21 protein-coding genes (1 of these 21 running past the window's edge) are annotated in these 24,508 nt (G+C 63.6%); 10 read left to right on the forward strand and 11 right to left on the reverse strand.

Annotated features, from left to right (window positions below; translation table 11 throughout):
• The 8 genes from HYR72_00320 to HYR72_00355 all read right to left on the reverse strand — a co-directional run.
• Positions 1-294 carry the 5' portion of a tyrosine--tRNA ligase gene (locus HYR72_00320; protein MBI1813402.1) on the reverse strand. Its footprint begins 909 nt before the window's first position, so 294 of the gene's 1,203 nt are visible here — the first part of the coding sequence; its start codon is at positions 292-294; its stop codon lies beyond the left edge, outside the window.
• The gene (locus tag HYR72_00325; protein ID MBI1813403.1) at positions 291-1,076 is read right to left on the reverse strand and encodes a TIGR00282 family metallophosphoesterase; all 786 of its coding nucleotides are present in this window, start codon (positions 1,074-1,076) and stop codon (positions 291-293) included. Before HYR72_00325 ends, HYR72_00320 begins: the two co-directional genes overlap by 4 nt.
• Positions 1,077-1,119: 43 nt before the next feature.
• Complete coding sequence (gene rny / locus HYR72_00330) at positions 1,120-2,685, reverse strand: ribonuclease Y (protein MBI1813404.1); 1,566 nt, start codon at positions 2,683-2,685, stop codon at positions 1,120-1,122.
• Between the two features lie 629 nt (positions 2,686-3,314).
• On the reverse strand, positions 3,315-3,587 hold the full coding sequence (locus HYR72_00335) for a cell division protein ZapA (protein ID MBI1813405.1): 273 nt from the start codon (positions 3,585-3,587) through the stop codon (positions 3,315-3,317).
• A gap of 19 nt (positions 3,588-3,606) precedes the next feature.
• Entirely contained in the window at positions 3,607-3,834 is a 228-nt protein-coding gene (zapB, locus tag HYR72_00340; GenBank protein MBI1813406.1) for a cell division protein ZapB, read from the reverse strand.
• 156 nt (positions 3,835-3,990) lie between these two features.
• Positions 3,991-5,049, reverse strand: a complete 1,059-nt coding sequence (ftsY, locus tag HYR72_00345; GenBank protein MBI1813407.1) for a signal recognition particle-docking protein FtsY — start codon at positions 5,047-5,049, stop codon at positions 3,991-3,993.
• A 135-nt stretch (positions 5,050-5,184) separates the two neighbouring features.
• A complete protein-coding gene (smc, locus tag HYR72_00350; GenBank protein MBI1813408.1) occupies positions 5,185-8,772 on the reverse strand; it encodes a chromosome segregation protein SMC in 3,588 nt (1,195 codons plus the stop codon).
• A 109-nt stretch (positions 8,773-8,881) separates the two neighbouring features.
• A complete protein-coding gene (locus HYR72_00355; protein ID MBI1813409.1) occupies positions 8,882-9,496 on the reverse strand; it encodes an HNH endonuclease in 615 nt (204 codons plus the stop codon).
• 303 nt (positions 9,497-9,799) lie between these two features.
• On the opposite strand from HYR72_00355, the gene HYR72_00360 reads away from it, so the two are divergent.
• The 4 genes from HYR72_00360 (at position 9,800) to HYR72_00375 (ending at position 15,378) form a co-directional block, all read left to right on the forward strand.
• Positions 9,800-11,362, forward strand: coding sequence for an Rne/Rng family ribonuclease (locus tag HYR72_00360; protein ID MBI1813410.1), 1,563 nt, complete (start codon positions 9,800-9,802; stop codon positions 11,360-11,362).
• Between the two features lie 87 nt (positions 11,363-11,449).
• Complete coding sequence (locus tag HYR72_00365) at positions 11,450-13,321, forward strand: 2-oxoacid:acceptor oxidoreductase subunit alpha (protein ID MBI1813411.1); 1,872 nt, start codon at positions 11,450-11,452, stop codon at positions 13,319-13,321.
• Between the two features lies 1 nt (position 13,322).
• Positions 13,323-14,336, forward strand: a complete 1,014-nt coding sequence (locus HYR72_00370) for a 2-oxoacid:ferredoxin oxidoreductase subunit beta (protein ID MBI1813412.1) — start codon at positions 13,323-13,325, stop codon at positions 14,334-14,336.
• A 295-nt stretch (positions 14,337-14,631) separates the two neighbouring features.
• The gene (locus tag HYR72_00375; protein MBI1813413.1) at positions 14,632-15,378 is read left to right on the forward strand and encodes a hypothetical protein; all 747 of its coding nucleotides are present in this window, start codon (positions 14,632-14,634) and stop codon (positions 15,376-15,378) included.
• A gap of 100 nt (positions 15,379-15,478) precedes the next feature.
• Here HYR72_00375 and HYR72_00380 read toward each other — a convergent pair whose 3' ends face one another.
• Positions 15,479-15,886, reverse strand: a complete 408-nt coding sequence (locus HYR72_00380) for a DoxX family protein (protein ID MBI1813414.1) — start codon at positions 15,884-15,886, stop codon at positions 15,479-15,481.
• A 112-nt stretch (positions 15,887-15,998) separates the two neighbouring features.
• Positions 15,999-17,792: an aldehyde ferredoxin oxidoreductase family protein gene (locus HYR72_00385; protein ID MBI1813415.1), complete on the reverse strand. Its 1,794-nt coding sequence runs from the start codon at positions 17,790-17,792 to the stop codon at positions 15,999-16,001.
• Between the two features lie 165 nt (positions 17,793-17,957).
• On the opposite strand from HYR72_00385, the gene HYR72_00390 reads away from it, so the two are divergent.
• From HYR72_00390 to hemG, 6 genes are all read left to right on the forward strand, one after another.
• Positions 17,958-18,857: a hypothetical protein gene (locus tag HYR72_00390; GenBank protein ID MBI1813416.1), complete on the forward strand. Its 900-nt coding sequence runs from the start codon at positions 17,958-17,960 to the stop codon at positions 18,855-18,857.
• A gap of 64 nt (positions 18,858-18,921) precedes the next feature.
• Positions 18,922-19,722: an AAC(3) family N-acetyltransferase gene (locus HYR72_00395; protein MBI1813417.1), complete on the forward strand. Its 801-nt coding sequence runs from the start codon at positions 18,922-18,924 to the stop codon at positions 19,720-19,722.
• A 12-nt stretch (positions 19,723-19,734) separates the two neighbouring features.
• Positions 19,735-20,580: a uroporphyrinogen-III synthase gene (locus HYR72_00400; protein ID MBI1813418.1), complete on the forward strand. Its 846-nt coding sequence runs from the start codon at positions 19,735-19,737 to the stop codon at positions 20,578-20,580.
• A 55-nt stretch (positions 20,581-20,635) separates the two neighbouring features.
• The gene (hemE, locus tag HYR72_00405) at positions 20,636-21,667 is read left to right on the forward strand and encodes a uroporphyrinogen decarboxylase (protein MBI1813419.1); all 1,032 of its coding nucleotides are present in this window, start codon (positions 20,636-20,638) and stop codon (positions 21,665-21,667) included.
• Positions 21,667-22,641 carry a ferrochelatase gene (gene hemH / locus HYR72_00410; GenBank protein MBI1813420.1) on the forward strand — a complete coding sequence of 325 codons (975 nt, stop codon included), beginning with the start codon at positions 21,667-21,669 and terminating at the stop codon, positions 22,639-22,641. The genes hemE and hemH overlap by 1 nt, the downstream gene beginning before the upstream one ends.
• Entirely contained in the window at positions 22,634-24,085 is a 1,452-nt protein-coding gene (gene hemG, locus HYR72_00415; GenBank protein ID MBI1813421.1) for a protoporphyrinogen oxidase, read from the forward strand. Before hemH ends, hemG begins: the two co-directional genes overlap by 8 nt.
• Positions 24,086-24,096: 11 nt before the next feature.
• On the opposite strand, the gene HYR72_00420 is transcribed toward hemG, so the two are convergent.
• Positions 24,097-24,507, reverse strand: coding sequence for a GNAT family N-acetyltransferase (locus HYR72_00420; GenBank protein ID MBI1813422.1), 411 nt, complete (start codon positions 24,505-24,507; stop codon positions 24,097-24,099).
• Position 24,508: the final 1 nt, after the last annotated feature.

Consider the following 24,508-nt stretch of genomic DNA (forward strand, 5'->3'; position numbering starts at 1 on the left):
CATCACTTGCTCATGCGTCAACTGCGGACGAGTCGCCGACCGCCCGCTGGGATCGCCTATCATCGCAGTGTAGTCGCCGATCAACAGCAGCGCATGGTGCCCGAGATCTTGGAACTGCCGCAGCTTCTGCAACGGTACGGTGTGTCCGAGGTGAATGTCGGGCGCCGTCGGATCGACGCCGAGCTTTACTCGCAGCGGCCGTTCTTCACGAAGCTTGGCTTCGAGTCCCTCCCGCGGGATGATATTCGCCGTCCCGCGACCCAGAATCGCCAGTTGCTCCGAGACCGACTTCATCGCTCGACGCGCTCCTGCAGCCGCCGTACCTTCAGGGCGCGGCCGGTCGCTGCATCGAGGTCCACAATCGCACCCTGCACCAGAACGGGCCCCGACGCGACCTCGAACCGCACTGGCATATGATCCAAGAATCGCTGAATCACCTGCTCGCGGCGCACGCCAATCACCGAATCCATCGGCCCGCACATTCCCACGTCCGTCATGTAAGCCGTGCCGCCTGGGAGTATCCGCTCATCGGCGGTCTGGACGTGCGTGTGACTGCCCAACACCGCCGACGCTCGGCCCGCAAGCAGCCAGCCCATCGCCGACTTCTCGGATGTCGCCTCACCGTGCATGTCCACGATGACTATGGGCGTCTGCGCCAAGAGTTCCGGCATGAGCCGCTCGGCCAGCTGAAACGGACAGTCCACGCTATCCATAAATACGCGCCCAATCAGATTCACGACGGCGATGCGCTGACCACCCGGCAACTCCCGCACCACCCAACCGCGGCCCGGCACTCCGGCGGGGAAATTCGCCGGCCGCAACAGCCGTTCTTCATGGTCGATGTACTCGACAATGTCCTTGCTCCGCCAGATATGGTTGCCCGACGTGAGTACGTCTGCTCCCGCGTCGAACAACTCCCTTGCTGTGCCTGGATCGACACCTGTACCCCCGGCGACATTCTCACAATTCACAACAACGAAGGCCAGCTTCTCCGTCGTGATCAGGCGCGGCAACAGCGAGCGCACCGCGTGCCGGCCGGGCTTGCCGACTACATCGCCGAGAAACAGGATCTTCATAGCCCAGCCGCACGCGCGTTGCGCTCACCGTCGCCCGCTCGCATCAACGCGCCATCTCACTGGCGCGCGTCTCCCGAATCACGGTCACTTTGATCTGCCCAGGATACGTCATTTCGTTCTCGATCTTGCGCGCGACATCGCGCGCCAGCATCGTCGCTTGCTCGTCGTTAGTCGAGCGCGGTTCGACGATGATTCGAATCTCGCGACCGGCTTGTACCGCGAAGGACTTCTCGACACCCTTGAACGAGTTGCTGATTCGCTCAAGATCCTCCAACCGCCGCACATAGCTCTCGAGCACCTCCCGCCGTGCCCCGGGGCGGGCACCGGAGAGCGCATCGGCTGCGTCAACCAGCGGTGCAAGGATCGTTTCCGCCTTCACCTCTTCGTGATGCGCCGCGATCGCGTTGACGATCTTGGCCGACTCGCCGTATTTCCGTGCGATGTCAGCGCCGATGATCGCGTGCGAGCCTTCGACTTCGTGCGTGAGCGCCTTGCCGATGTCGTGCAGCAACCCGGCCCGGCGCGCCTGCTTCTCATTCAATCCCAGTTCCGCCGCCATCGCACCGGCGATGAAGGCGCACTCGATCGAGTGCATCAACACGTTCTGCGCGTAGCTGTAGCGATATTTGAGCATACCGACCAGCTTCACGAGTTCCGGATGGACGCCGTGCACTCCGACCTCGATCAGCGCTTTCTGCCCCGCCTCGCGCACACTCTCTTCGACTTCCTGCTCCGCCTTCCGCACCACCTCTTCAACTCGGCCCGGATGAATACGGCCGTCCGAAATCAGCCGTTCGATCGCCACGCGCGCGATCTCACGCCGGATCGGATTGTGACACGACACGATCACTGTCTCCGGCGTGTCATCGACGATCAGGTCAACCCCGGTCGCCGCTTCGATCGCACGGATGTTCCGACCCTCGCGGCCAATAATCCGACCCTTCATGTCGTCGTTGGGTAAGTGAACCGACGTCACCGTGCGCTCAGCGACGAACTCACCGGCCAACCGCTCGATCGCAATGCTTACGATCTTCTTCGCCTTTCGATCAGCCTCGGCTTTGGCCTCCTCTTCGATCTGGCGGATGTGTTTGGCACCTTCGTGGCGCGCTTGGTCCATCATTTGCTGGATCAACGTACGCTTGGCTTCCTCGCGAGTGAGCCCGGCGGCCTGCTCCAATTGCGCGCGGGTCTCGTCGAGCAGCCCGGTGTACTCGGCCTCCTTATCCGTGATCGCCCGCTCACGCTGGCGCACCGCCTGATCGCGCCGATTGAAGTCCTGATCGCGCTTTTCGATCTGCTCCGCCCGCTTGTCGAGTACCTCCTCCTTGCCAACCAGGCGCCGCTCCGTCTGTTGAATCTCTCGTCGTAGTTCCCGCCCTTCCTTCTCGGCGTCGGCCTTGGCCTGAAGAATCGTTTCCTTTGCGCGAAGATCGGCTTCCTTCCGAATCGCCTCCGCCTCAGTGCGCGCCTCCTGGAGCGCTCGCTCGGCGGAATCGCTTGCTGCTTGTCGCTGTTGCACATTCTGTCGCTGGCGGAGCTGATCCAATAGCCATGCGAGTACGGCTGCCAATACTACCGTCGCAATCAACATGATCACGTAGTCTGTCATGCTTGTCGCTGTCCTTTCTGGAGCTGCCTTCCACTCGCAACCGAACCTCAGCGCAGCAGCTCCCAGTTTTCAAACGTCTCCGCCCCGCAGCACACGGCGCCATAGGCGAGACGGCCGATAAGTTTGTTTGAGAAAATACGTCTACCGGCGCCTTCCGGCGCCGAACGCACAGCGACCCGGCGCGGGCGCAGTATACGCCCGTTGCAGTGATCACCACGTATGCCGACCAACGGCACGCTGATGTGCCGTGTTGAAGTGGTACCCGGGTCATTGCTCCGCACGGGGAGGCCGAACCGCCAGGCACCTCGGTGCGAGTCGCTCGTTACGTCACGGCGTACTGTTCGTTTGGGGATTCAACGGTACTCATCGAGGGATTTCCCAATTGGAGCAACTCGTCGCCTGACTTCCACGACAAGGATGATGCGGTGACACTTCACGGCACTTGAGCATTCGCAGTATCCAGTTGCTGTCCGTAGTTTTCCCCAAAACCCCACGCCCAACGACCCTTGCACCGGGATGCCTAACCTTATCCCCAATGCATAGCCGTCAGCTAGCAGCATCCAGCGCGCCATGCGCGCTGGGGGGATATTCGGCGTGATCTCCCGATCGGTCTCCTTTCTTTCAGTGCGTCAGCCCGGGATCTCCGCGAGGAGGCGCCGGGACAGACGATCGATCGTCTCTGTCAGTTCCTGATGTTCCCGCTTCAGTTTCTGATATTTGCTCGCAATATTCAATGCCGCAAGGAGGGCGACGTCGATGGTCGCCACCGCCCTCCCCTCCGCCGTCATCGCACGCATTTGGTCATCAACAAACCGCGCCACCGCCCGCACATGCTCCGGGCCGTCATCACTCGCAACGGTCAACATCTGACCCATGATCACCACGTCGACCGGTTGCTTCATGACACCATCCGGCTCGGGTTCATCCGAGGTCGAGGCCCTCGAGTCGGCCGAGAATGCGCTCCAACCGAGTCTTGAGATCGTTCCGTTCCTGCTCGAATTGTCTGACCTGCCCCGCCAGCTGCGCGAATTGGGCCTCCTTTTCCTTCATCCGCTGCCCGAGCACGTCGCGCTCATGCCGAATCTTCTCGTGCTGGGCCAAAAGGCGATCGATTTTCGTTTCCAGAAGTTTCAAATTCTCCAAACTCATACCCTTCACAGCTCAAAGCACCGGCCCAAAATAGGGAGGGCCGCGAGGGCAGTCAAGCAACAGGCGGTCGTCGACTGCGCGCGACGGGCCCGCGGCAGCGTGTGCCGTGCGGATCGAGGAGTGTAGGGAATCCGCAAAATGGACATTGGCGCTTCCCTACCCTGCCGAGTCGGGCTCGAACAACGCGTCAGTAAACGCGGCCGCGTCGAAGGGACGCAGATCGTTGATCCCTTCACCGAGGCCGAGATAGCAGAGCGGCAGGTTCAACTCTCTCTTCACGGCGAGCACGGCACCACCTTTAGCGGTGCCGTCGAGCTTAGTGAGGATCACGCCGGTGAGGGGCAGCGTATCGCGGAAGAGTTTGGTTTGGCTGAGAGCGTTCTGGCCGGTGCTGGCGTCGAGCACGAGGAACGCCTCATGCGGCGCGCCCGGAACCTCGCGACTGATCACGCGGACGAGCTTCTTCAGCTCCTCCATCAGGTTGACTTTCACGTGCAGGCGGCCGGCGGTGTCGATGATCGCCACATCGGTACCGCGGGTCTGCGCCGCCCTCAACCCATCGAACACCACCGCCGCTGGGTCCGCGCCGCTCTTGTGTTTCACGATGTCGCAACCGACACGTTCCGCCCACACCTCCAACTGCTCGGTCGCGGCGGCGCGAAAGGTGTCGCCGGCCACCAGCAAGACCGATTTCCCCTCCTGCTTGTAGCGATGCGCAAGCTTGCCGATCGTTGTTGTCTTGCCGACCCCGTTCACGCCAACCACCAAGATGACGTGCGGCCGCGCGGCGCGTTCCACCCCCGCCCCGTCCTCCAACAGCAAACGGATTTCCGCCTTGAGTGCCGACACGACCGCGTCGGCCGAAACGAGTCCGGATCGTTTGCGCAGCGAACGGATCAGACCTTGCGTGGTAGCCATCCCGACGTCGGCCAGAATCAGCGCTTCCTCCAAGTCGTTCAGCCACGCCTCCCGCGTCCGGTCGCGCCCCAGCACGTCACGGAGGCGAGTGCCGAACACTTGGCGCGTCTTGCTCAGCCCCGAGCGAAACGTCGCCCACGGAGCGGTAGCCTCGTCGCGTGTTTCAGTATGACCGTGCGCGGGTGCTGATAGTTCCGCCCGCCCGCGCGCGCGGCGCGACAACCACGCAATCAGTCCACCGAAGACGAGCAACCCGCCCGCCGTCAAACCGGCAATCAATTCGGGACCGAGGGGCATGACATCCAATCACGAAGGACGCGGGCCGCAGAACATCAGAACACTGGTTCGATGGCCCGCACCAAAATCCTCTTCGTGCTTCGTGGTGCCGCGGCCGCCTCGACAGTCTCACCACCGCTGCAGCGACAATCCGGACTAGTGCATCGCGACCGCGATCACCTTCGACAGCCCCGGCTCTTGCATGGTGACACCGTAGAGCGTCTCGGCACATTCCATCGTCCGCTTGTTGTGGGTGATGACGATGAACTGCGACGTGTCGCTCATCTCCCGTACCATCTGGGTAAAGCGGCCGATGTTGGCGTCATCGAGCGGTGCGTCGACTTCGTCGAGGAAACAGAACGGCGTCGGGTTGATGAGGAACAACGAGAAGATCAGGCTCGTTGCCACCAACGCCTTCTCGCCGCCAGAGAGCAGGCTGACGGTTTCGAGCCGCTTGCCCGGCGGGCGAACGACGATTTCGACGCCGCTCTCAAGAAGATTGTGCTCGTCGGTGAGCACCAGTCTCGCCTCGCCGCCACGGAACAAGCGCGGAAAGACCACTTGAAAACGTTCATTGACCTTGGCGAACGTCTCCGCAAAGCGTGCCCGCGAGGCGCGATTGAGCTGCTGAATCGTGCGTTCGAGATCCGCCAACGACCGCTCCAAGTCCTCCTTCTGCGTGCACAGGAACTGCGCGCGCTCTTCCAGCTCGCGCAACTCGTCGATGGCACTCACATTGACTTCGCCGATACGTGCGATGCGTTCGCGCAACGTCTGCAGCCGCTCGGTCGCACCCTCCGCGGGCATTTCCGTGTGCGCCGCCGCCTCTTGGGTCAGATCGAGGCTGTACTTCTCCTGCACGCTCGAACGGAGATGCTCACCACTGAGCCGCCGTTCCGCCAGCGCGAGGTCTGTTTCGCTGCGTAGTGCGCGCACCCGATCGAGCTGTTCGCGGTGCGCATTCACCGCTTGTTCCTGCTCACCGAGCAGGCCTTGCGCAGTCTCGGCGCCGTGTAACGCGTCGTTCACCTCCGCTTCGAGGGTCGCCCGCTGCGCCGCCTGCGCCGCGGCGACTTCTCCTGCTGCAAGCACGGATTGTTCGAGACCCGTGCGCTCATTTGCGGTTTCCTCGTGCTCGCCGCGCAACGAGCGTTCACGCTCGGCGAGATCCTCGCGGTTGGCGACGAGCCGCGTGAGCGCCGCACCCGCCGCGTGTTGGCGCTCGCGCCGCTCGGCCACGCGCACTTTGGTTGCGGTCACCTCCGTGGCAAGGGTCTCAGCACGATCAGTCGCCACTTCGACTTCGGCTTGTCGAGCGCGCAGCGCCTCCTCACGCCCGGCGTGTTGCTCTCCGTATCCCGCCAGCGTGACACTCAACTGCGTCAGCTCGGTGTTCGCGTGGTTAATCTCGCCGGCGAGCGACTCAGCTTCAAAGCGCACGACTTCGATGCGATCGGTCAGGCGTGGGCGTTCATGCTCCAAGCGCTCGACGTCCTTTTCCGCCGCGACCAGTTCCAACGTGGCGGCGTGAGTATCGTGATCGATGATAGCCAAGGCCGCTTCTTCTTCCGCGATGCGCTCCGACAGGGTTGCCAGTTGCGCTTCGGCTTTGCCCACCCGCGCCCCCAATACGCCGGCACGCTGCGACAACTCCGCCAACTCGCGACGGCGCGACAGGATTTCGGCTTCAATCGGTGCCTCACTGCCGCCGGTGATCACGCCGTTGGCATCGACAACATCGCCCTCGGGCGTCACCATCGTCACGTAGCGTCCGTTCTGATGCCAGATCGACAACGCCGACTTGAGATCCGGGACCAGAACGACTTCACCGAGCAGCGCTTCGGCGACCTGCCGATAGCGGTCGTCGACCTGCACGAGGTCGAGCAAGCGCGAGCTGTTGCCGTTCATACCCGCGGCCCCCAGACCGTTGAGCGGCACAGGCCGTGGCACAACCGGGATGAAACTACCGCGGCCGGAGGCGTGCTCGCGCAGGTTGCTGACTGCCCCAGCTCCGTCTTCGGCACCTTCAACGATGACGTACTGCAGTCGATCGCCGAGCGCGGCGGCGACGGCGCGTTCGTACTCACGCGGAATTCCGATGACGTCGGCGACGACGCCGAGTACCCCATGCGCCGGCTGTTCCTGCGCCATGATCGAACGGACGCCGGGTTGATAGCCCTCGTAGTTACGCTGAATTTCTTCCAGCGAGCGCAGCCGCGACTGCGTCCCGACCAGCTGCGCGCGCAAGTCGTTCAATTCGCGCTCGCAACGCCGACGCTCTTCGGCGAGCGCGCGGATCTGTGCCGCGCGGTGCTCCTTCTCGCCAGCGGCAGTCTGCAGCCGCTCTTGCAAGGCCACGGCAGCACGCCCGCGCGCGGTGAGTTCATGCTCGGTTGTTTCCAATTGCGTCGCCAACGCCTGCCGATCGTCGGCGAGCCGCGCCAGCCGGCGCTGCACATCGTCGCGCCGCCGCGTCACTGCGGCGATCTCGTTGCGCACTTCAGCCATGCGTGTGACCAGTGCGATCACGTGACCCTTGGCGTCCTCCGCCGCGCGCTGCACACCCCGCTGCGCCTCACGCGCCGCCGCAAGGTCTGTCTCGCGCCCTTTCAGCTCACCCTCTTCAAATAGAAACAATTGCGCGCACTCGTCGCGATCGCGTTCCGCCGCCGCCAACTCGCGGGCCAACCCCGCACTGCGATTCTGCAGCGCGTCGCGTTCGGCGTCGAGCCGGCCCAAGCGACGCGCGCGCTCGCGCACTTCCTGGCGCAGCATGTCGATGCGCTGGCCCTGGCTCTCGCGTTCAGCGTCCAGCACCGCAAGTGCTTCGCGCCGTTGCCCGAGGTGTGCCTCGGCCGCGCTCACTGCGGCGCTCACCGCCTCGCGGGTTGATTCGAGTGCTGCCACCTCATGCTGCAATCGCTCCTGCTCGGCAACCGTCTGGCGGCGCTCCTCCTCCAGTCGCACGATATCCGCTGACAGCTGCCGCCACTGGTAGCTAGCCACGGTCAGATCGAGAGCCCGCATCTCTTCTTGCAATGCGCGATACTGTTCAGCCCGCTTCGCTTGACGATTGAGGTACTGAATCTGCCGCTCGAGCTCGTGCAGGATGTCGGTGACGCGCGACAAGTTCTCGCGGGTACGTTCCATCTTGCGCTCCGCCGCGAGCTTGCGGCTACGATAGAGCGTGGTGCCGGCGGCTTCTTCGATGAACAGCCGTCGATCTTCCGGTTTCGCGTTCACCAGCTGCTCGACGCGGCCTTGCTCGATGATCGCATAGGCCTTGCTGCCGATGCCGGTGCCGAGAAACAATTCGGTGATATCCTTGAGGCGACAAGCGGTCTTATTGATGAAGTATTCCGACTCCCCGGAGCGGAAGTAGCGGCGCGTCACCATGATCTCTGCCAAATCGCGGAAGTGCGCCGGGACCGTCGAGACGTCGAGATCGGGATCGAGCGGCTGAGCGGTCGCGCGAGTCTCGCCGGTACTCTCGAACAGGATCGAGACCTCCGCCATGCCGAGGGGCGCGTGGCGTTCGTTGCCGTTGAAGATTACGTCCTCCATCGCGATGCCGCGCAGATGCTTGGGGCTCTGCTCGCCCAGCACCCAACGAATCGCGTCGACGACGTTCGATTTGCCGCAGCCGTTCGGCCCGACAATGCCGGTAACTCGCGAGGGAAAATTCAGGACCGTACGGTCCGCGAACGATTTGAAGCCGGCTAACTCAAGCTGCTTGATCCGCATGCCATCACCACCACCCCACGTGCGAGTATTTCACAGCGTTTGACGACCCGTCAACCGGATCGCGTCGCGCTGTTCGTTGCCCCAACCACTCAACCCCACCTTAGCTCCCTCATTCTTGGAGTTCCGTATTCCAATACGAAGCGTCCACCGTCGAGAGGAATGGCACCCACTCTTCGTAGTGGCGCAGGCTGAAGGTCTGCATCATGAATGGCGTCCATTCCGGCCGCCGCGGCTGACGCCGCAGGTGCATGCGGGCCTGCTCCGGGGTGCGGCCGCCCTTGCGACGATTGCACTCGTGGCACGAGCATACGACATTCTCCCAGCGAGACGTCCCCCCCTGCGAGCGCGGCACCACGTGATCAAGGTTCAGCTCGGCGCGTGAAAAACGATGGCCACAATACTGGCATGTGTTGCGGTCCCGCGCATAGATATTGAAGCGGCTAAACCGCACCTGGCGCCGCGGCAAACGGTCGTATGCAACGAGTAAAATGACCCGAGGTACCCGGATGACCCGATTGACCATACCGACCGTGTCGTCGTGGACCGACGCCGATAGCGTGCTCCAACTCTCAAAGTCGAAGGTCTGGTACTGACCGTTTACTGCCTCAGCAACTCCCTGATAGAGCAGGGCAAATGCCCGGCGAACCGAGGTGATGTGAATCGGTAGGAACGATCGGTTGAGAACTAGAACCTTGGTATTAAGTACGCTTGCAGTCGCCAACATTCCGCAACCATGGCACCCGCCGCCGCGAAGTTGCGCCACGCTACCCGCCAGGGGCAGAGAAGTCAACATTGTGACGCGTAGCACCAGCAGCCAATGAAGATACAGCCTTGCACCGTAGAGTCCTTGCCCCTATGATGCGCGCGGGTGTTGGGTTGATGGGGAGGGGGTCATGTACGCCACTGCAACCTCGGTCGATCGGGTTCACCAGGACTCGGAACCACCACTGACGGCCCGCCACGGATCCGCAGTGGGAGCTGTTGCCAACGAGCTGCACATCGGGTTGATGCCCGTGCGCTGACGCCAGTGCCACGCCAGATCATCATCAACTCGACCCCGCAGGAAGCTCGGGTCGCGCTGCTGGAAGACAACCGTCTGGTTGAAGTCTTCATCGAGCGCGCGCGCGGGCGCGGCATTGCCGGCAACATCTATAAGGGGCGCGTCACTCGCGTGCTGCCTGGCATGCAGGCAGCGTTCGTTGATATCGGCCTGGAGAAGGCGGCCTTCCTGCGCGCTGCCGACTTCTATCCGAGCACGGGCGATGAAGTGCTGACCGATTACGACGACGAGAACGGCGGCCATCCGGCGGCGATACCCACGGCGACGACGGCCGACGCCGGCACAGGCGACAGTCAGCAACCCTCACTAGTGGGACCCGCACCGATCGAGACCCTACTCAAGAAGGGACAGGAAATTATCGTCCAAGTCGCCAACGGCCCGATCGGGAGCAAAGGTGCCCGTGTCACGTCGCACATCGCGATCCCGGGCCGCCACTTGGTGTACATGCCTTTGACCAACCACGTCGGCGTATCGCGTCGGATCGAAGATCCGGACGAGCGCGCACGCTTGAAGGCCGCCGTGGATGAACTGCGGCCGCCGACCGCCGGCTTCATCATCCGCACCGCGTGCGAGGGACTCAGCAAACGCGAGATGCAGGGCGACGTGCGGTTCCTCCTGCGCCTGTGGAGCCGCATCCAGAAGAAGAGCGAAGGCGCCGCGCCGCTGCTGTTGCACTACGACATGGATCTGATTCTGCGTTCGATCCGCGACCTCTTCACCGCCGACGTGCAGCGCGTCGTCATCGATAGCAGCCGCGACCATTCGCGCATCATCGAATTTCTCGAAGCCGTGATGCCGCGGTTCACAGATCGCGTCGAGCAGTACACCGATCGCCAGGCGATCTTCGATCGCTTCACTGTCGAGGCGCAGCTCAACAAGGCGCTCGAACGCCGCGTCTGGCTTAAGTCGGGTGGCTACATCGTCATCGATCACACCGAAGCTCTGACCGCCATCGACGTCAATACCGGCCGTTACGTCGGCAAAACCACGCAAGAGGAAACCGTGCTGCGGACCAACCTGGAGGCCACCAAGATCATCGTCGAGCAACTGCGCCTCCGCAACATCGGTGGCTTGATCATCATCGACTTCATCGACATGGAAAAAGCGGTCAACCGCAAGAAGGTCTACGATGCCCTGAGCGATGCGGTCCGCAAAGACAAAGCCCGCACCAACATTCTGCACATCTCCGATCTCGGGATCGTCGAGATGACGCGCAAGCGACGCGGAGAGAATCTCCTCCAACTCCTCGGCGAACCGTGCCCGGGTTGCGACGGCCGCGGCATGGTCCGCAGCGCCGAGACCCTCGCCTACGAGGTGCTCCGCCGGATTCGCCGCGAGGCCGCCGCTAACCCGCGGGTGGAACGTTTGGAGATCCGCGTGCCGCAGCGCGTCGCGGATTTTCTGGCGACCACGGAAGCCGCCGCGGTACACGCTATCGAGAACGAATTCTCGACCAAGATCGTCATCACGGGCGCCCTCGATCTCGGCGACCGACCCTACGAAGTGACGGCTGTCGAAGCCGCCGCCTGAGCCGATCGATGTTGAGTCGCCGAAACTCGCCCGCTATATTCAACGCGGTGTCGGCGTAGCCCGTTCGCCTGATTGCAAGGAGGAGTAATGTCGCCCGCTGCCCCCGAATCTGCTGCCGCCGTTGCGGCACCGAAGTCTGTCGAAGAGCGCGAGACTGTTGTCATCCGCTTTGCCGGCGACTCCGGCGACGGCATGCAAGTCACGGGCGCGCAGTTCACGACAGAAACCGCGCTCGCCGGTAACGACCTGAGCACGCTGCCCGACTTTCCGGCCGAGATCCGCGCACCCGCGGGCACGCTCGCCGGAGTCAGCGGCTTTCAACTCCACTTCTCCAGTCGCGAAGTGTTCACCCCCGGCGACAGTCCCGACGTTTTGGTAGCAATGAATCCGGCCGCGCTCAAAGTGAACATCGAGGACCTCAAACCCAACGGCATCCTCATCGTCGACAAGGAAACCTTCAACGAGCAAAACCTCAAGAAGGCCGAGTATCCGCGGAATCCGCTCAGCGACGGCTCGTTGGCGAAATTTCAAGTCTACCCGATCGACATCACCAAACTCACCACCAACGCACTGCAGGACTTGAGTCTGCCGCAGCGCACCACCGTGCGGTGTAAGAATTTCTTCGCCCTCGGGCTGACCTCGTGGTTGTTCCACCGCCCGATCGACGCCTCGATCAGTTTCATCGAGCAGCGTTTCAAGAAAACGCCGGTGCTCGTCGAAGCCAACGTGCGTGCGCTCAAGGCCGGATACAATTTCGGCGACACCACCGAACTGTTCCACACCTCCTATACGGTCGCGCCGGCGCCGATCGCCCCCGGCAAGTATCGCAACATCACGGGCAACTCCGCCGCCGCGCTCGGATTTGTCGCTGCGGCGCGCCGTGCCGGCTTGCCGATCTTCCTCGGCAGCTACCCCATCACCCCGGCCAGCGACATCCTGCACGAGATGGCGACGTACAAGAATTTCGACGTCTACACCTTCCAAGCCGAGGACGAAATCGCCGGCGTCGGCGCCGCGTTGGGCGCAGCCTTCGGTGGCGCGATCGGCATCACCACCACCAGCGGTCCGGGAATGTGCCTCAAAGCCGAAACGGTCAACCTGGCAGTGTCGGTCGAGTTGCCGCTGGTGATCGCCGACATCCAGCGCGGCGGGCCTAGCACCGGGTTGCCGACCAAGACCGAGCAGGCGGATCTGCTGATGTCGTTGTACGGTCGCAATAGCGAGTCACCCGTGCCAGTCCTGGCCGCCTGCACACCCGCCGACTGCTTCGCGACGGTGTTCGAGTGTGTGCGGATCGCACTGAAGTACATGACCCCGGTGGTCTTCCTCTCTGACGGCTACCTCGCCAACGGCGCCGAGCCGTGGCTCCTGCCCAAGGCCAGTGACTTACCGGAGGTCCCGGTCAGCTTTCGCACCGATCCCAACGGCTACTACCCGTACCTGCGCGACGAGCAGACGCTGTCGCGACCCTGGGTGATCCCGGGTACGCCCGGCCTCGAACATCGCATCGGCGGCATCGAAAAAGAGTACCTCACCGGCAACGTCAGCTACGCGCCCATGAATCACGAACAGATGGTGCGCGTGCGGGCGCGCAAGATCGCCGGCATCGCGCGCGAGATTCCGCCTACAGAAGTCCACGGACCAGCGACCGGCACAGTTCTCGTTGTCGGCTGGGGCAGCACCTTCGGAGCGATCGCCGCGGCCACCAAGGAGTTGCAGGTAGCCGGGCACGCGGTCTCGCACGTCCACCTGCGCCACCTCAACCCGCTACCGCCGGACTTGGGCGACATTCTCCGCCGCTTCGAACGCGTGCTGATCCCGGAAATCAACCTTGGCCAACTGTTGAAGGTCATCCGCGCCGAGTACCTCGTCGATGCGATCGGCCTGAACAAGATTCAAGGTCAACCATTCAAAGTGCACGAGATCGTCGGCCGCATTCAGCGGCTGCTGGAGGCCTAAGATGCCAACCGCCCCCGCGACCAAACTCACCCGGAAGGACTTCGTCAGCGATCAGGATGTTCGCTGGTGTCCCGGCTGCGGCGACTACGCCATCCTCGCCCAAGTCCAGAAGGTCTTGCCCGAACTGGGTGTGCCGCGTGAGAACTTCGTGTTCCTCTCCGGCATCGGCTGTTCCAGCCGCTTTCCCTACTACGTCAACACGTACGGCTTTCACACCATCCACGGGCGCGCCCCGGCGATCGCCACGGGACTCAAAGCGAGCCGGCCGGAATTGTCGGTGTGGGTGGTCACCGGCGACGGTGACGCGCTCAGCATCGGCGGCAACCACCTCATCCATGCGCTGCGTCGCAACCTCGACCTCAACATCCTGCTATTCAACAATCGCATCTACGGTTTGACCAAGGGCCAGTACTCGCCAACCTCGGAGGAAGGCAAGATCACCAAGTCCACGCCGATGGGTTCGCTCGATCATCCATTCCATCCGATTTCCGTCGCCCTCGGAGCCGAAGGTACCTTCGTCGCGCGTACCATCGATGTCGAGGCCAAGCACTTGCAAGAGATCGTGCGGCGCGCCTTCGAGCACAAGGGCACTGCGTTCGTCGAGATTCTTCAGAACTGCAACATCTTCAACGACGGCGCCTTCGCGGATCTGACCGAGAAGGAAACCAAAGCCGAGACCCAACTGCTGCTTGAACACGGCCAGCCACTCCGTTTCGGCAAGGACCGCGACAAAGGTATCCGCATGCGGGGCCATTCGCTTGAAGTCGCGCACCTCGGAAAGGACTCGACCGAAGCGGACCTCATCGTACACGACGAGTCGGATCCCGTACTCGCGTTCCTGCTCAGCACCATGCAGCCGCCGAAGTTTCCGACCCCAATCGGCGTCTTCCGCGCCGTCAGCCGCCCGACCTACGAGGAAGCGCTCGTCCATCAGGTCGAGCAGGCCAAAGCCAAGCTCGGCCCCGGCGATCTCGACGAACTCTTCGGCCGCGGCGATACCTGGGTGGTCAGCTGAACTAGTCCGCGCTCCACACCTGGTACCTTCCGATACCACCTGCCAACTTCCGGTGGCACCTGCCACCGTCAGGTAGCAGAGGCGCAGCATTACTCTCCTACCAACCGTCGTCGCGGGTGCCGAGCGATCGTTGGCACGGCCCTTGTTCTACTCTTGATCAGAAGCGGTTTGGATGTTCGGCGCCTATGCGACTGCATAACTGCAAACGTAGCCCCGATGGGGCGGGCGCGATCGTGTGGAGGCGGGCTGCTTGTTGCAGCGAAGTTCGCTGACCTTGTCTCGAAAGGAGGACGACATGAAGATCGAAAGGGACCGGTTCGGAAGAGGTTCGGTCGGGTTCGTGTTGGTCATGCTCGTGAGCATGCTGTGGGCGTGTGCTCCGCAGAAGTCGCAGTCGCCGGTGGCAGAACCGTCCGCTACCAGCGAAGCCCTGCGATCGCTGCCGCGTTTCGCCGGCGCAAAGAAGCGCGTGCTCATCGGTGAGTTCGAAAGTGTGGCGCCGCAGATGGTATCGACACAAGCCGCAACCGACATGCTGACCACGGCCTTGGTCGAGTCAGGCGCCTTCGCGGTCGTGGAACCTGACGACCGGCCGGCCGCGCCCGGCAAGCACGCCGGCCGCGCGCAGGCAGTGCCGTACGACTACATCCTGAAAGGGAAAGTCTCGGAGGCGAATGCGGGAGAGACTGCCGACAAGATACGCATCGTTGCCGAAGGCATGGAGACTACGTCGAATCAAAGCGCCGACGGCATCGGCATCGATGTTCGGATCATCGATGTGAAGACACGCGAAGTGCGCGATTCGGTGAACGTCAGCAAAGCGATTCAGACGAAAGGCACTGAGGCGACGGGGATCGGCAAACTCCTGGGAAAATGGTTCAAGTGGTTTCGCGACGCGGACGCCGACCTCGACGTGTCACACTCGACGAAGGAGGGCAGCGACGCAGCCCTACGAGCGTGCATCGAGCAGGCCGTCGTGGAGTTGGCTCAGCATTTGGTTCTGAATCCACAAGCGGCAAACAAACCGCTGAAGGCGCGGTGAGTCGCGTCGGCGCCTTGAGACGACGCCAGCTCTGAGATCGCAGGCGACGATCTCAGAGCTGGCGCGCAACGTTGCAAGTCGTACAAGCGACGCCTCGCGTTCAGAACAACGCGAGGCCGATCAACGCTACCGCGAAGTACGCGGCAACCACTGCCGCACCGGCGTAGTCCTTCGCCAATCGCTGTCCCAGCAGCAAGCTCAGCAGCGCGATGCCCGCGGCGATTACGCCACAGGAAGATACGCTCAGCCCCTCGTGCGTGAAGTCGAAGATGAGGATGCCCAACGCGCACAGACCACCGGCGGTCGCTTCCAGCAGCGTCAGCGTCCAGAACATCAACGGCACCAAGCCCGCCACCGCGCTGTTCTTGAAGTGATCGCTGAAGAATCCGAGGTTGCCTTCGCGATCGACCAGCTTGTCGATCGCGGACTGCAGGAAGACAACGGCGAAGAACGCGGTGACGAGACCGCGACCCACCGCCCGCGGTTGTGACAGCCAGCTCAGATCCATGACGTACCCATCGCTGCCGGTCTATCGCTCGTGGCGAGTCGCTGAAAGGTCATCGTCGCGTAAAACTCCGGCCATGCACCCATCTGCTATCCGCCATCCGCGTCATTTCGGTTCACACCAATCCAAGTTGCGCCAGTTTCTCCTTCGTCGGCCGACCTTCGGTGTCCCACCCGCGCTGCGCGTAGTACTCCGTCAGCATCTGCTCCAGCGGCACGACGTGCCCGGCCGATGGTCCTTCGGTCAACGGATCGTTCAGCATCCGCGGCGGCAGGCTGTCGTCCTTCCTGGTCATCCCCGCTTGATTGTTGAACAGCCGCTCCAAGTTCCAGATGCGATCGCCGATCAACTGCGCCTCGTCGGGGCTGATGTCGAAGCCGGTTGCCTCGCTCACCATGCTGGGCAACCCTTCCGGCGTCATCGCCATCGTTGAGAACAGGCACACACCGCTGGCATCAACGAACGACGTCCCGTTCTGCAGGATCGTCAGCCACATCGCCTTCTCGTTGGGAGTGAACGGATTGAGCTTCACGGGATTGCCAAAGTGTTCGAGCGACACCGCATAGCCACGCAAGTGACACGCGCCACGATTCGACGTCGCATAGCCCAGCCCCATGCCGACCGAACCGCGCGGATCGTACGCCGCGAACGCCTGCTTCTTAGAGCCGATGAACAGTTCCGGATGACCATAGCGCTCGGCGACCCGGTAGCCGCCTTCCGCCAGCGCGTCACCGAATCCTTTTCGATACGCCATCGCGTCCATCAAGTTGATCAACGCCTCGGCGTCGCCGAACTTCAACGCGAAGCCAACGTCCTTCGCCGGCAGGTAGCCCTTCTCCGCCAACTCCATCGCGGTAGCGATCGCGCAACCGGCCTCGATTGTATCCATGCCCAGCTCGTTGCACAGATAGTTCGCCTTGATGATGGCGGCGAGGTTGTCCACGCCACAGGTGGTGCCGAGGCCGAAGATCGTCTCGTACTCGGGCCCTTCGCCGTGGCCATCGAGCGAGCCGTGGCCGGTGATCTTGGTAACCCGGCCGCAACTGATGGTGCAGCTATGACAACCGCGAGTGCGGGTCATGAAGTCCTTCTTGACACGCTCACCGTTGACCTTGTCCGCACCGTGAAAGATGCCGGTCTGAAAGTTGTTGGTCGGCAACATGCCAACCATGTTCATGTAGCCGACGGTCCCCGCCGTGCCGAGCATGCTCAATCCGGAGCTCACCGGAGAGTTCGCGACGTCCGCGATCACCTTGCGCGTCACCACCGCGAACTCGCGCGGCTTGACGATGCGCAAACCTTTGGTTCCGTACGCGACCACCGCCTTGAGATTCTTCGAGCCCATCACCGCGCCGACACCAGACCGCCCCGCCGCGCGGCCCTTGTCGTTCATCACGCAAGCGACACGCGACAAATTCTCGCCCGCCGGCCCGATCAAAGCGACGCGCGCATCCGGATGGGTGTCTTGGCGCAAGATGTCTTCCGTGTCTGCAACCAACTTGCCCCACACGTGCTTGGCGCTGCGAATCTCGACCGCATCGTCATGAATCCAGAGATACACCGGTTCCTTCGCCGCGCCTTCTATCATCAGAAAGTCGTAGCCCGAGTAGCGCAGCGCCGGCCCCCAATAGCCGCCGGAGTTGGAGCAAGCCACGCCGTCCGTCAGCGGCGACTTGGTGATCACCATGTACCGTCCACCGGTGGGAGCGAACGTGCCGGTCAGTGGACCGCAGGCGAAGATCAGTGGATTGTTCGGACTCAACGCGTCGGTGCGCGGGTCCATGTTGTCCATCAGCAGTTTGGTGCCGAGGCCGCGACCACCGATGAATTGCCGCCACAGCCCTTCGGCGATCGGCTCCTTGCTGATCTTGCCGGTGCTGAGGTCGACCCGAAGCAGCGTGCCCGTCATGAGATTCCTCCCGCCGAACCGCTGGCCGTCGCCAGCCGCTCCCACATCAACAATGTGACGCTCACTGCGGCTCGTGTACCACTCGTCTTGAACCCGAACAAGCGACCTCGCGCAGGCGCGCCGCGGTTGCTGCGCACAAACCGCCCCGATATGCTCCGCAGGATCATGCAGATCTCGATCGCGAATCACAGCAGCTATCCCACCGACGGCGGGCCCAGCATCGCGGCAGTCGCCGCGGAACAAGCCGCAGCTGGACTCGACTTGGTCACCGACGGCCAAATCAACTGGCGAGATCCGATCTCGCACTTCATGGCGACGCTCGGCGGCGTGCGACTGGGCGGCCGACGGACCTTCTTCAATTCAACGCGAACCTTCCAACAACCGATCGTGAACGCACCCGTGACGCGCGGCAGGTCCGATCTGCTCGCCAATTTCCACCAGGCACGCGGCGCCGTGACGGTACCGGTCAAACCGATTGTCACCGGCCCCTACACCCTCGCGCGCCTGTCGCGGATCGAGCCGAGCGCTTACGCCCACTATCAAAACTTTGCGGTCGACCTCAGCGCCATCCTGGCGCACGAAGTCGCTGCGCTCGCCGCCGCTGGGGCGACAGTGATTCAGATTGAAGAGCCGGCGATTTGCTACGACGGCCTGCACGACATCCGCCTGCTGCGCAACCTGTTCGAGCCGCTATACGCCGCGCGCGGCAACGCCGAGATTGCCATCGCAACCTATGGCGGCGACGCCGATCCGATCTACCCGCAACTCAACTCGATTCCCGCCGACATCGTCGCCGTTGATCTCACCGGCAGCACCGCGCTGTGGGACACGATCGCCAGCACCGGCTCCGGCAAGACGCTCGCGCTCGGCGTGGTCGACGGCCGCGACTCCACGCTCGAAGATCCGGTCGCTCTCGCCAGTCGACTCGATCGCCTGCTGCGGCGCTACGCGCCCGATGCGATCTATCTGCAACCGTCGTGCGGCCTCCGCTCCCTGACTCCCACCCAAGCGCGCGCTAAGCTGATGCTGCTCGCCGCAGTCCGCCGCCATCTGCAAGCCGTTTGAAGCTGGGCTGGTGCGGTCGCGGAGAAACCGATACTAGTTGCGTTGGTCAGTGTGGTAGCAAGCAATGAATCGAGACGATGTGAGAAAACTGTTCGAGCGACTCAACGTGCGCGGCAACCAGATCGTCGTGCATGCGTCGCTGTCCGCCTTTGGCGAAGTCGAAGGCAGTGCGCCGACGGTCTGCAACGCCCTGATCGAGGCGGTCGGTGACGGGACCATTCTGGTGCCGGCATTCACGTATGCCGAGACGTTGATCGGCCTCCGCCCCGGCCGCACCGTGGCGTTTCATCCCGATCTGCCCGTCAGTCGTGAGATCGGCGCGATTGCCGAGGCCTTCCGCCGCGTGCCCGGAGTCCTGCGCAGCAGTCATCCGACCCACTCCTTCGCCGCCTATGGCCGCAACGCGCGGGATCTACTCTCGACCCAACGCGACAACAACGTGATGGGACCGATGAAGAAGCTCAACATCGCGCAAGGTCAATTGCTGCTGCTCGGCACCACGTTGCGCACAGTCACCGCGATTCATCTTGCGGAAGAGCGGCTGCAGGTGCCGTATCTCTCACGTCGCTCCGCCATCCGCCTCAACGCCGCCGGCTACGAAGAGCGCGTGGTGCTGGAGAACGTCCCCGGTTGCAGCACCGCGTTCGATCGCCTCGAAGCCCGCCTCGATCCGGCCAAGGTGCTGTCGATACCGCTCGCCAACGGTATCGCGCGAAAGATTCCGGTCCGCTACTTGGTGAACCTCGCCACCAGCGCCCTCGAAGCCGATCCGGCCGTGTTCGTCTGCGAGCAGCCCGACTGTGGCAGTTGCACGGCCAAGCGAGACGCGCTCGCCGGCGGCACGCGCTACGCGAGTTCAAAATAGTTGAGCGGCTCGATGCCCGCCGCCGCGCTGACCGGGTTGGTCGTCCTCGCACTCGAAAGCCGGCGCGCCAGCGAGATCGCCGAACTGATCCGGCGTCACGGCGGCACGCCGCTGATCGCCCCGGCGCTGCGTGAGGTACCGCTCGACGAGAACCAGCCGGCGTTCGCCTTTCTCGCGCAACTCGAACAGGCCGCAATCGACATCGTCATTCTGCTCACCGGTGTCGGCACTCGCACGCTCGCCGCGGCGATTGAACCGCGCTGCGCGCACGATCGCTTCGCCGACTTGCTCCGCCGCGTAAAGTTGGTGGCGCGCGGACCCAAGCCGGTCGCGGTTCTGCGCGAGTTCGGCCTGACGCCAGCGGTGACTATTCCTGAACCCAACACGTGGCGTGAGATCCTTGCCACGCTCGACCGCGACCTGCCGGTCCGCGGTCTGCGCGTCGCGGTACAAGAATACGGAGTGCCCAATCCCGAATTGTGCGACGGCTTGCGCCAGCGCGGCGCGACCGTCACCACCGTGCCCGTCTATCGCTGGGCGTTGCCGGAGGACACTGAGCCCCTGCGCACTGCCGTCGCCGAACTCGTTGCCGGTCGGGTCGACATCGGCCTGTTCACCAGCGCGACCCAGGTCGAGCATCTCGCACTGATCGCGAACCAAGAGGGCGTCGATCCGTCCCGCTTACGGACCGCATTCCAGCACGTGCTGATCGCGTCCATCGGGCCCGTGTGTAGCGCCGCATTGCGGGCGCACGGGTTGCCGCCGGACATCGAGCCCGAGCATTCGAAGATGGGCCACCTCGTGGCAGCGGCGGCACGGAGCGGATCCGCGTTGCTGCACTCAAAGCGTGGAGCCTAGCTCTTATTGGGAGCCAGCGCTTTACGTTTCGCGCTGTACGTTTTACACCTAACTTGTGCGCGATCACCCGTTTCTCAAAGCCTGCCGCCGCGAGGCGACACCGTTCACGCCGATCTGGCTGATGCGGCAGGCCGGCCGCTACATGCCCGAGTATCGCGCGGTGCGCGACAAGCTGAGCTTCCTCGAATTGTGCCACAACCCGGACGCCGCCGCCGAGGTGACCGTCACGGCGGTCGAGCGACTCGGCGTCGATGCGGCGATCATCTTCGCGGATATCTTGCTCGTGCTCGAACCGATGGGGATCGGACTCGAATTCAGCAGCGGCGATGGCCCGCTGATCAAGCATCCAGTGCGCACCGGAAGCGATGTCGATCGGCTGCCCGAGATTGACCCGCGGCAGTCACTGCCCTTCGTCTTCGAGGCCGTGCGCCGCGCCACCGCCGCGCTGCGCGTGCCGCTGATCGGCTTCGCTGGCGCACCGTTTACGATCGCCTCGTATATCGTCGAAGGCGGCGCGTCGCGCAATTACATCCACACCAAGGCCTTGATGTACCGCGATCCGGGCGCGTGGCACGCGCTGATGGCAAAGCTCACGCGTGTGGTCGTGACGTATCTTAACGGCCAGATCGCGGCCGGCGCGCACGCGGTGCAATTGTTCGATAGTTGGGTCGGCTGTCTCGCTCCCATCGACTATCGCGAGTACGTGCAGCCACACATGCGCGATCTGATCCGTGGGATCACGCCGAACGTGCCGGTCATTCACTTCGGCACCGGCACCAGCGGGTTGCTCGAACTGATGCGCGACGCCGGCGGCACGGTGCTCGGCGTCGATTGGCGTGTCGATCTCGCCGGCGCTTGGCAACGCATCGGCCACGACGTGGCGGTGCAAGGGAATCTCGACCCGGTCGCGTTGTTCGCGCCACCGGCCGAGATTCGGCGACGCACCGCTGCGTTGCTCGATTCAGTTCGCGGCCGGCCGGGACACATCTTCAACCTCGGTCACGGCATTCTGCCGGAGACACCGGTCGATCATGTGCGTCTTCTGATCGACACGGTGCACGAGCTGAGCGCACCCCGTGAGGCGTGATGCCTGAACCATTCGACTCGATCTTGCTGATCGCGTTCGGCGGCCCGACACAACCCGACGAGGTGCGGCCGTTCCTTGCCAACGTCACACGCGGGCGATTTCTTCCGCCGCCCCGGCTGGAAGCCGTCGCGCATCACTACGAACTGATCGGTGGCCGGTCGCCGCTCAATCAGTTGACCTTTCGTCAAGCGGCCGCGCTCACGGTGGAGTTGCGCGCACGTGGCCTGGCCCTGCCCGTCTTCGTCGGCATGCGCAACTGGCATCCGTTTCTCCACGAGACGCTCGCCAAGATGGCAGCGGCCGGCCATCGTCGCACGGTCGGCTTGATTCTCTCCGCGCAACAGAGCGAGGCCGGCTGGCAACGCTATGTCCAGGATGTCGCCGATGCGCGCGCGGTGGTGAGCGAAGCGCCGGAAGTCGCATTCGCACCGCCGTGGCCGACGCACCCGCTGTTCATCGAAGCCGTCGCCGAGCGCACCGCTGTGGCGTTGACTACCATCGCGGACGGCGAACGCGACCGTGTCCATTTGATCTTCACGGCGCACAGCATACCCACCGCGATGGCAAATGGATCTCCCTACATCGCGCAAATCGAGGCCGGTGCCAGCGCCGTAGCACAGCGTCTCGGGCATCGCGGTTGGTCCGTGGCGTATCAGAGCCGCAGCGGTAATCCGCAGGATCCCTGGCTGGAGCCCGACATCGGCAACGCACTGCGGGCTCTCGCTGCGAACGGCGTCCGCAGCGTGGTGGTGTCGCCGATCGGTTTTGTGTGCGACCACGTCGAGGTGCTGTACGACCTCGACATCGAAGCGCGCGCGGTCGCGGAGCAACTCGGCATCCACTTCGCCCGGGCGGCGGCGGTGAACGATGATCCTTCCTTCATTCGCATGCTGGCTGAATTGGTGCGGACGAGGGTAGATTCGACGCGCCCGGCGCCAGGGACGGCTTCCTCCACCTGGAATGTGCATGAGTGACACTCGCCCCGCTCACCACCGCGTTACCGTCGTCGGCGCGGGCATTGCCGGCCTCGCTGCAGCACATCGCCTGGTAGAGCTGAGTCGCGAACGCAATCAACCGATCAATCTGTCGCTGCTCGAGGCGGCGAAGCGTCCCGGTGGTTCGATCGCAACCGAGCGGATCGACGGCTTTGTGATCGAGGCGGGACCGGATTCGTTCATCTCCGAGAAGCCGTGGGCGTTGCAGCTCTGCGACCGCATTGGTCTGACGCCGCGGCTGGTGCGCACCCGCGACGAGCACCGCCGCACCTACGTCGTGCACAACGGCCGCTTGCACTCGTTGCCCGATGGATTCCTCTTGCTCGCGCCGACGCAGTTCTGGCCATTGATCACCACGCAGCTGTTCACGTGGCCGGGCAAGCTGCGCATGGCGCTCGATCTTGTTTTGCCGCGCGGCGCTCAACGCACCGACGAGAGCCTCGGCTCATTCGTCACGCGCCGTCTCGGGCACGAAGCATTGGAACGCGTCGCGCAGCCGTTGATTGGTGGCATCTACACGGCCGATCCCGATGATCTCAGCCTTGCGGCGACCATGCCGCGCTTCCTAGAAATGGAGCGGCGCGACCGCAGCGTGATCTGGGCGATGTGGCGCCAGCAGCGCCGGCAGCCGGCCGCTACGCGCGCGGCCAGTGGCGCGCGCTGGAGCTTGTTCGTCAGCGTCGACGACGGCATGCAGACGGTCGTCGACACGCTCGCGCAACGTTTGCCCGAAGGCGTGCTGCGCTGCGACACTGATGTCACCGCCATCACGCGCGCTTCTGAATCCATGGAGTGGCAACTGCACCTCAATGACGGGACCCGGGCCGCTGCCGATGCGGTTGTCCTCGCGACGCCAGCGCATCGTAGCGCGACGCTGCTACGCGAAACGGCGCCCACTCTCAGCGAAGCGCTGAGCCGCATTCCGTACGCGTCGTCGGCGACCGTGAGTCTGGCGTATCCGCTCGCGGCCTTTCCACGACCGCTCGATGGCTTCGGCTTCGTCGTGCCGCTGATCGAGTCGCGGGCGATCATCGCCTGCACCTACAGCAGCATCAAGTATCCCGGCCGCGCGCCGAACGGGCATGTGCTGCTGCGCGCATTCGTCGGCGGCGCGTTACAACGCGAGCGCTTCGATGCCGACGACGCGACGATGGTGACAAGCGTTCGCCAAGAATTAACGGCGCTGCTCGGCGTGTCGGACGCTCCGTTGTTCACGCGCGTGCATCGACATCATCAAGCGATGCCCCAGTATCGTGTCGGTCATCTGGAGCGCATGGCACGGATCAATCGCGAGGTCGCAGCGCTCGGCGCCCTCTCCCTTGCCGGCAACGCCTATCGCGGCGTCGGCATCCCCGACTGCATTCATTCGGGCGAGCAAGCGGCAGAGTCCGTGCTGAGCCACCTCGCGTCCCGGCAAGGGTAGCGCCTCCGAACTCAGGAGAGATCCTTCACATAGCGGCGCGTTTGCGCATCGCGCCAGTACCCCGCGGCGCGCCAGAATGCGGTGCCGCCCTCGTTGCCTTCGAGCACGATGCACCCGATTCGCTTGGCGCCCATCTGACGGAGCTGTGCTTCGACCGCGGCGACGAGACGTTTTGCGATGCCGTGACGGCGATACGCCGGATCGACTGCAAGCCTGGCCATGCTCGCCCGCCAACCGTCCCATCCACCGATGAGGCTGCCGGCCAGACGCGCGCCAGCCCACGCCAGCACAAACAGCTGCCGGTCGCGTTTGAGCCGTCGTCGCACTCCCTCGCCGTCGTCGGTCACGCTAGGTGCCGCACCGGCGCGCTTCCACAGATCGAGGACCGCGTCGATGTCCTTCACCCGACACGGGGCAATCACG

The organism is Deltaproteobacteria bacterium (assembly GCA_016178705.1).
Taxonomy (GTDB): Bacteria; Desulfobacterota; Binatia; order HRBIN30; family JACQVA1; genus JACOST01.

Excerpts from the sequence above, each read along its gene's own strand:
- HYR72_00365 (MBI1813411.1), top strand. The coding sequence starts at position 11,450 with ATGTCGCCCGCTGCCCCCGAATCTGCTGCCGCCGTTGCGGCACCGAAG.
- HYR72_00355 (MBI1813409.1), bottom strand. The coding sequence starts at position 9,496 with ATGTTGGCGACTGCAAGCGTACTTAATACCAAGGTTCTAGTTCTCAAC.
- HYR72_00335 (MBI1813405.1), bottom strand. The coding sequence starts at position 3,587 with ATGAAGCAACCGGTCGACGTGGTGATCATGGGTCAGATGTTGACCGTT.
- hemH (MBI1813420.1), top strand. The coding sequence starts at position 21,667 with ATGCCTGAACCATTCGACTCGATCTTGCTGATCGCGTTCGGCGGCCCG.
- ftsY (MBI1813407.1), bottom strand. The coding sequence starts at position 5,049 with ATGCCCCTCGGTCCCGAATTGATTGCCGGTTTGACGGCGGGCGGGTTG.
- smc (MBI1813408.1), bottom strand. The coding sequence starts at position 8,772 with ATGCGGATCAAGCAGCTTGAGTTAGCCGGCTTCAAATCGTTCGCGGAC.
- HYR72_00400 (MBI1813418.1), top strand. The coding sequence starts at position 19,735 with ATGCCCGCCGCCGCGCTGACCGGGTTGGTCGTCCTCGCACTCGAAAGC.
- HYR72_00380 (MBI1813414.1), bottom strand. The coding sequence starts at position 15,886 with ATGGATCTGAGCTGGCTGTCACAACCGCGGGCGGTGGGTCGCGGTCTC.
- HYR72_00395 (MBI1813417.1), top strand. The coding sequence starts at position 18,922 with ATGAATCGAGACGATGTGAGAAAACTGTTCGAGCGACTCAACGTGCGC.
- HYR72_00390 (MBI1813416.1), top strand. The coding sequence starts at position 17,958 with ATGCAGATCTCGATCGCGAATCACAGCAGCTATCCCACCGACGGCGGG.
- zapB (MBI1813406.1), bottom strand. The coding sequence starts at position 3,834 with ATGAGTTTGGAGAATTTGAAACTTCTGGAAACGAAAATCGATCGCCTT.
- HYR72_00375 (MBI1813413.1), top strand. The coding sequence starts at position 14,632 with ATGAAGATCGAAAGGGACCGGTTCGGAAGAGGTTCGGTCGGGTTCGTG.
- hemG (MBI1813421.1), top strand. The coding sequence starts at position 22,634 with ATGAGTGACACTCGCCCCGCTCACCACCGCGTTACCGTCGTCGGCGCG.
- rny (MBI1813404.1), bottom strand. The coding sequence starts at position 2,685 with ATGACAGACTACGTGATCATGTTGATTGCGACGGTAGTATTGGCAGCC.
- HYR72_00370 (MBI1813412.1), top strand. The coding sequence starts at position 13,323 with ATGCCAACCGCCCCCGCGACCAAACTCACCCGGAAGGACTTCGTCAGC.
- HYR72_00325 (MBI1813403.1), bottom strand. The coding sequence starts at position 1,076 with ATGAAGATCCTGTTTCTCGGCGATGTAGTCGGCAAGCCCGGCCGGCAC.
- HYR72_00385 (MBI1813415.1), bottom strand. The coding sequence starts at position 17,792 with ATGACGGGCACGCTGCTTCGGGTCGACCTCAGCACCGGCAAGATCAGC.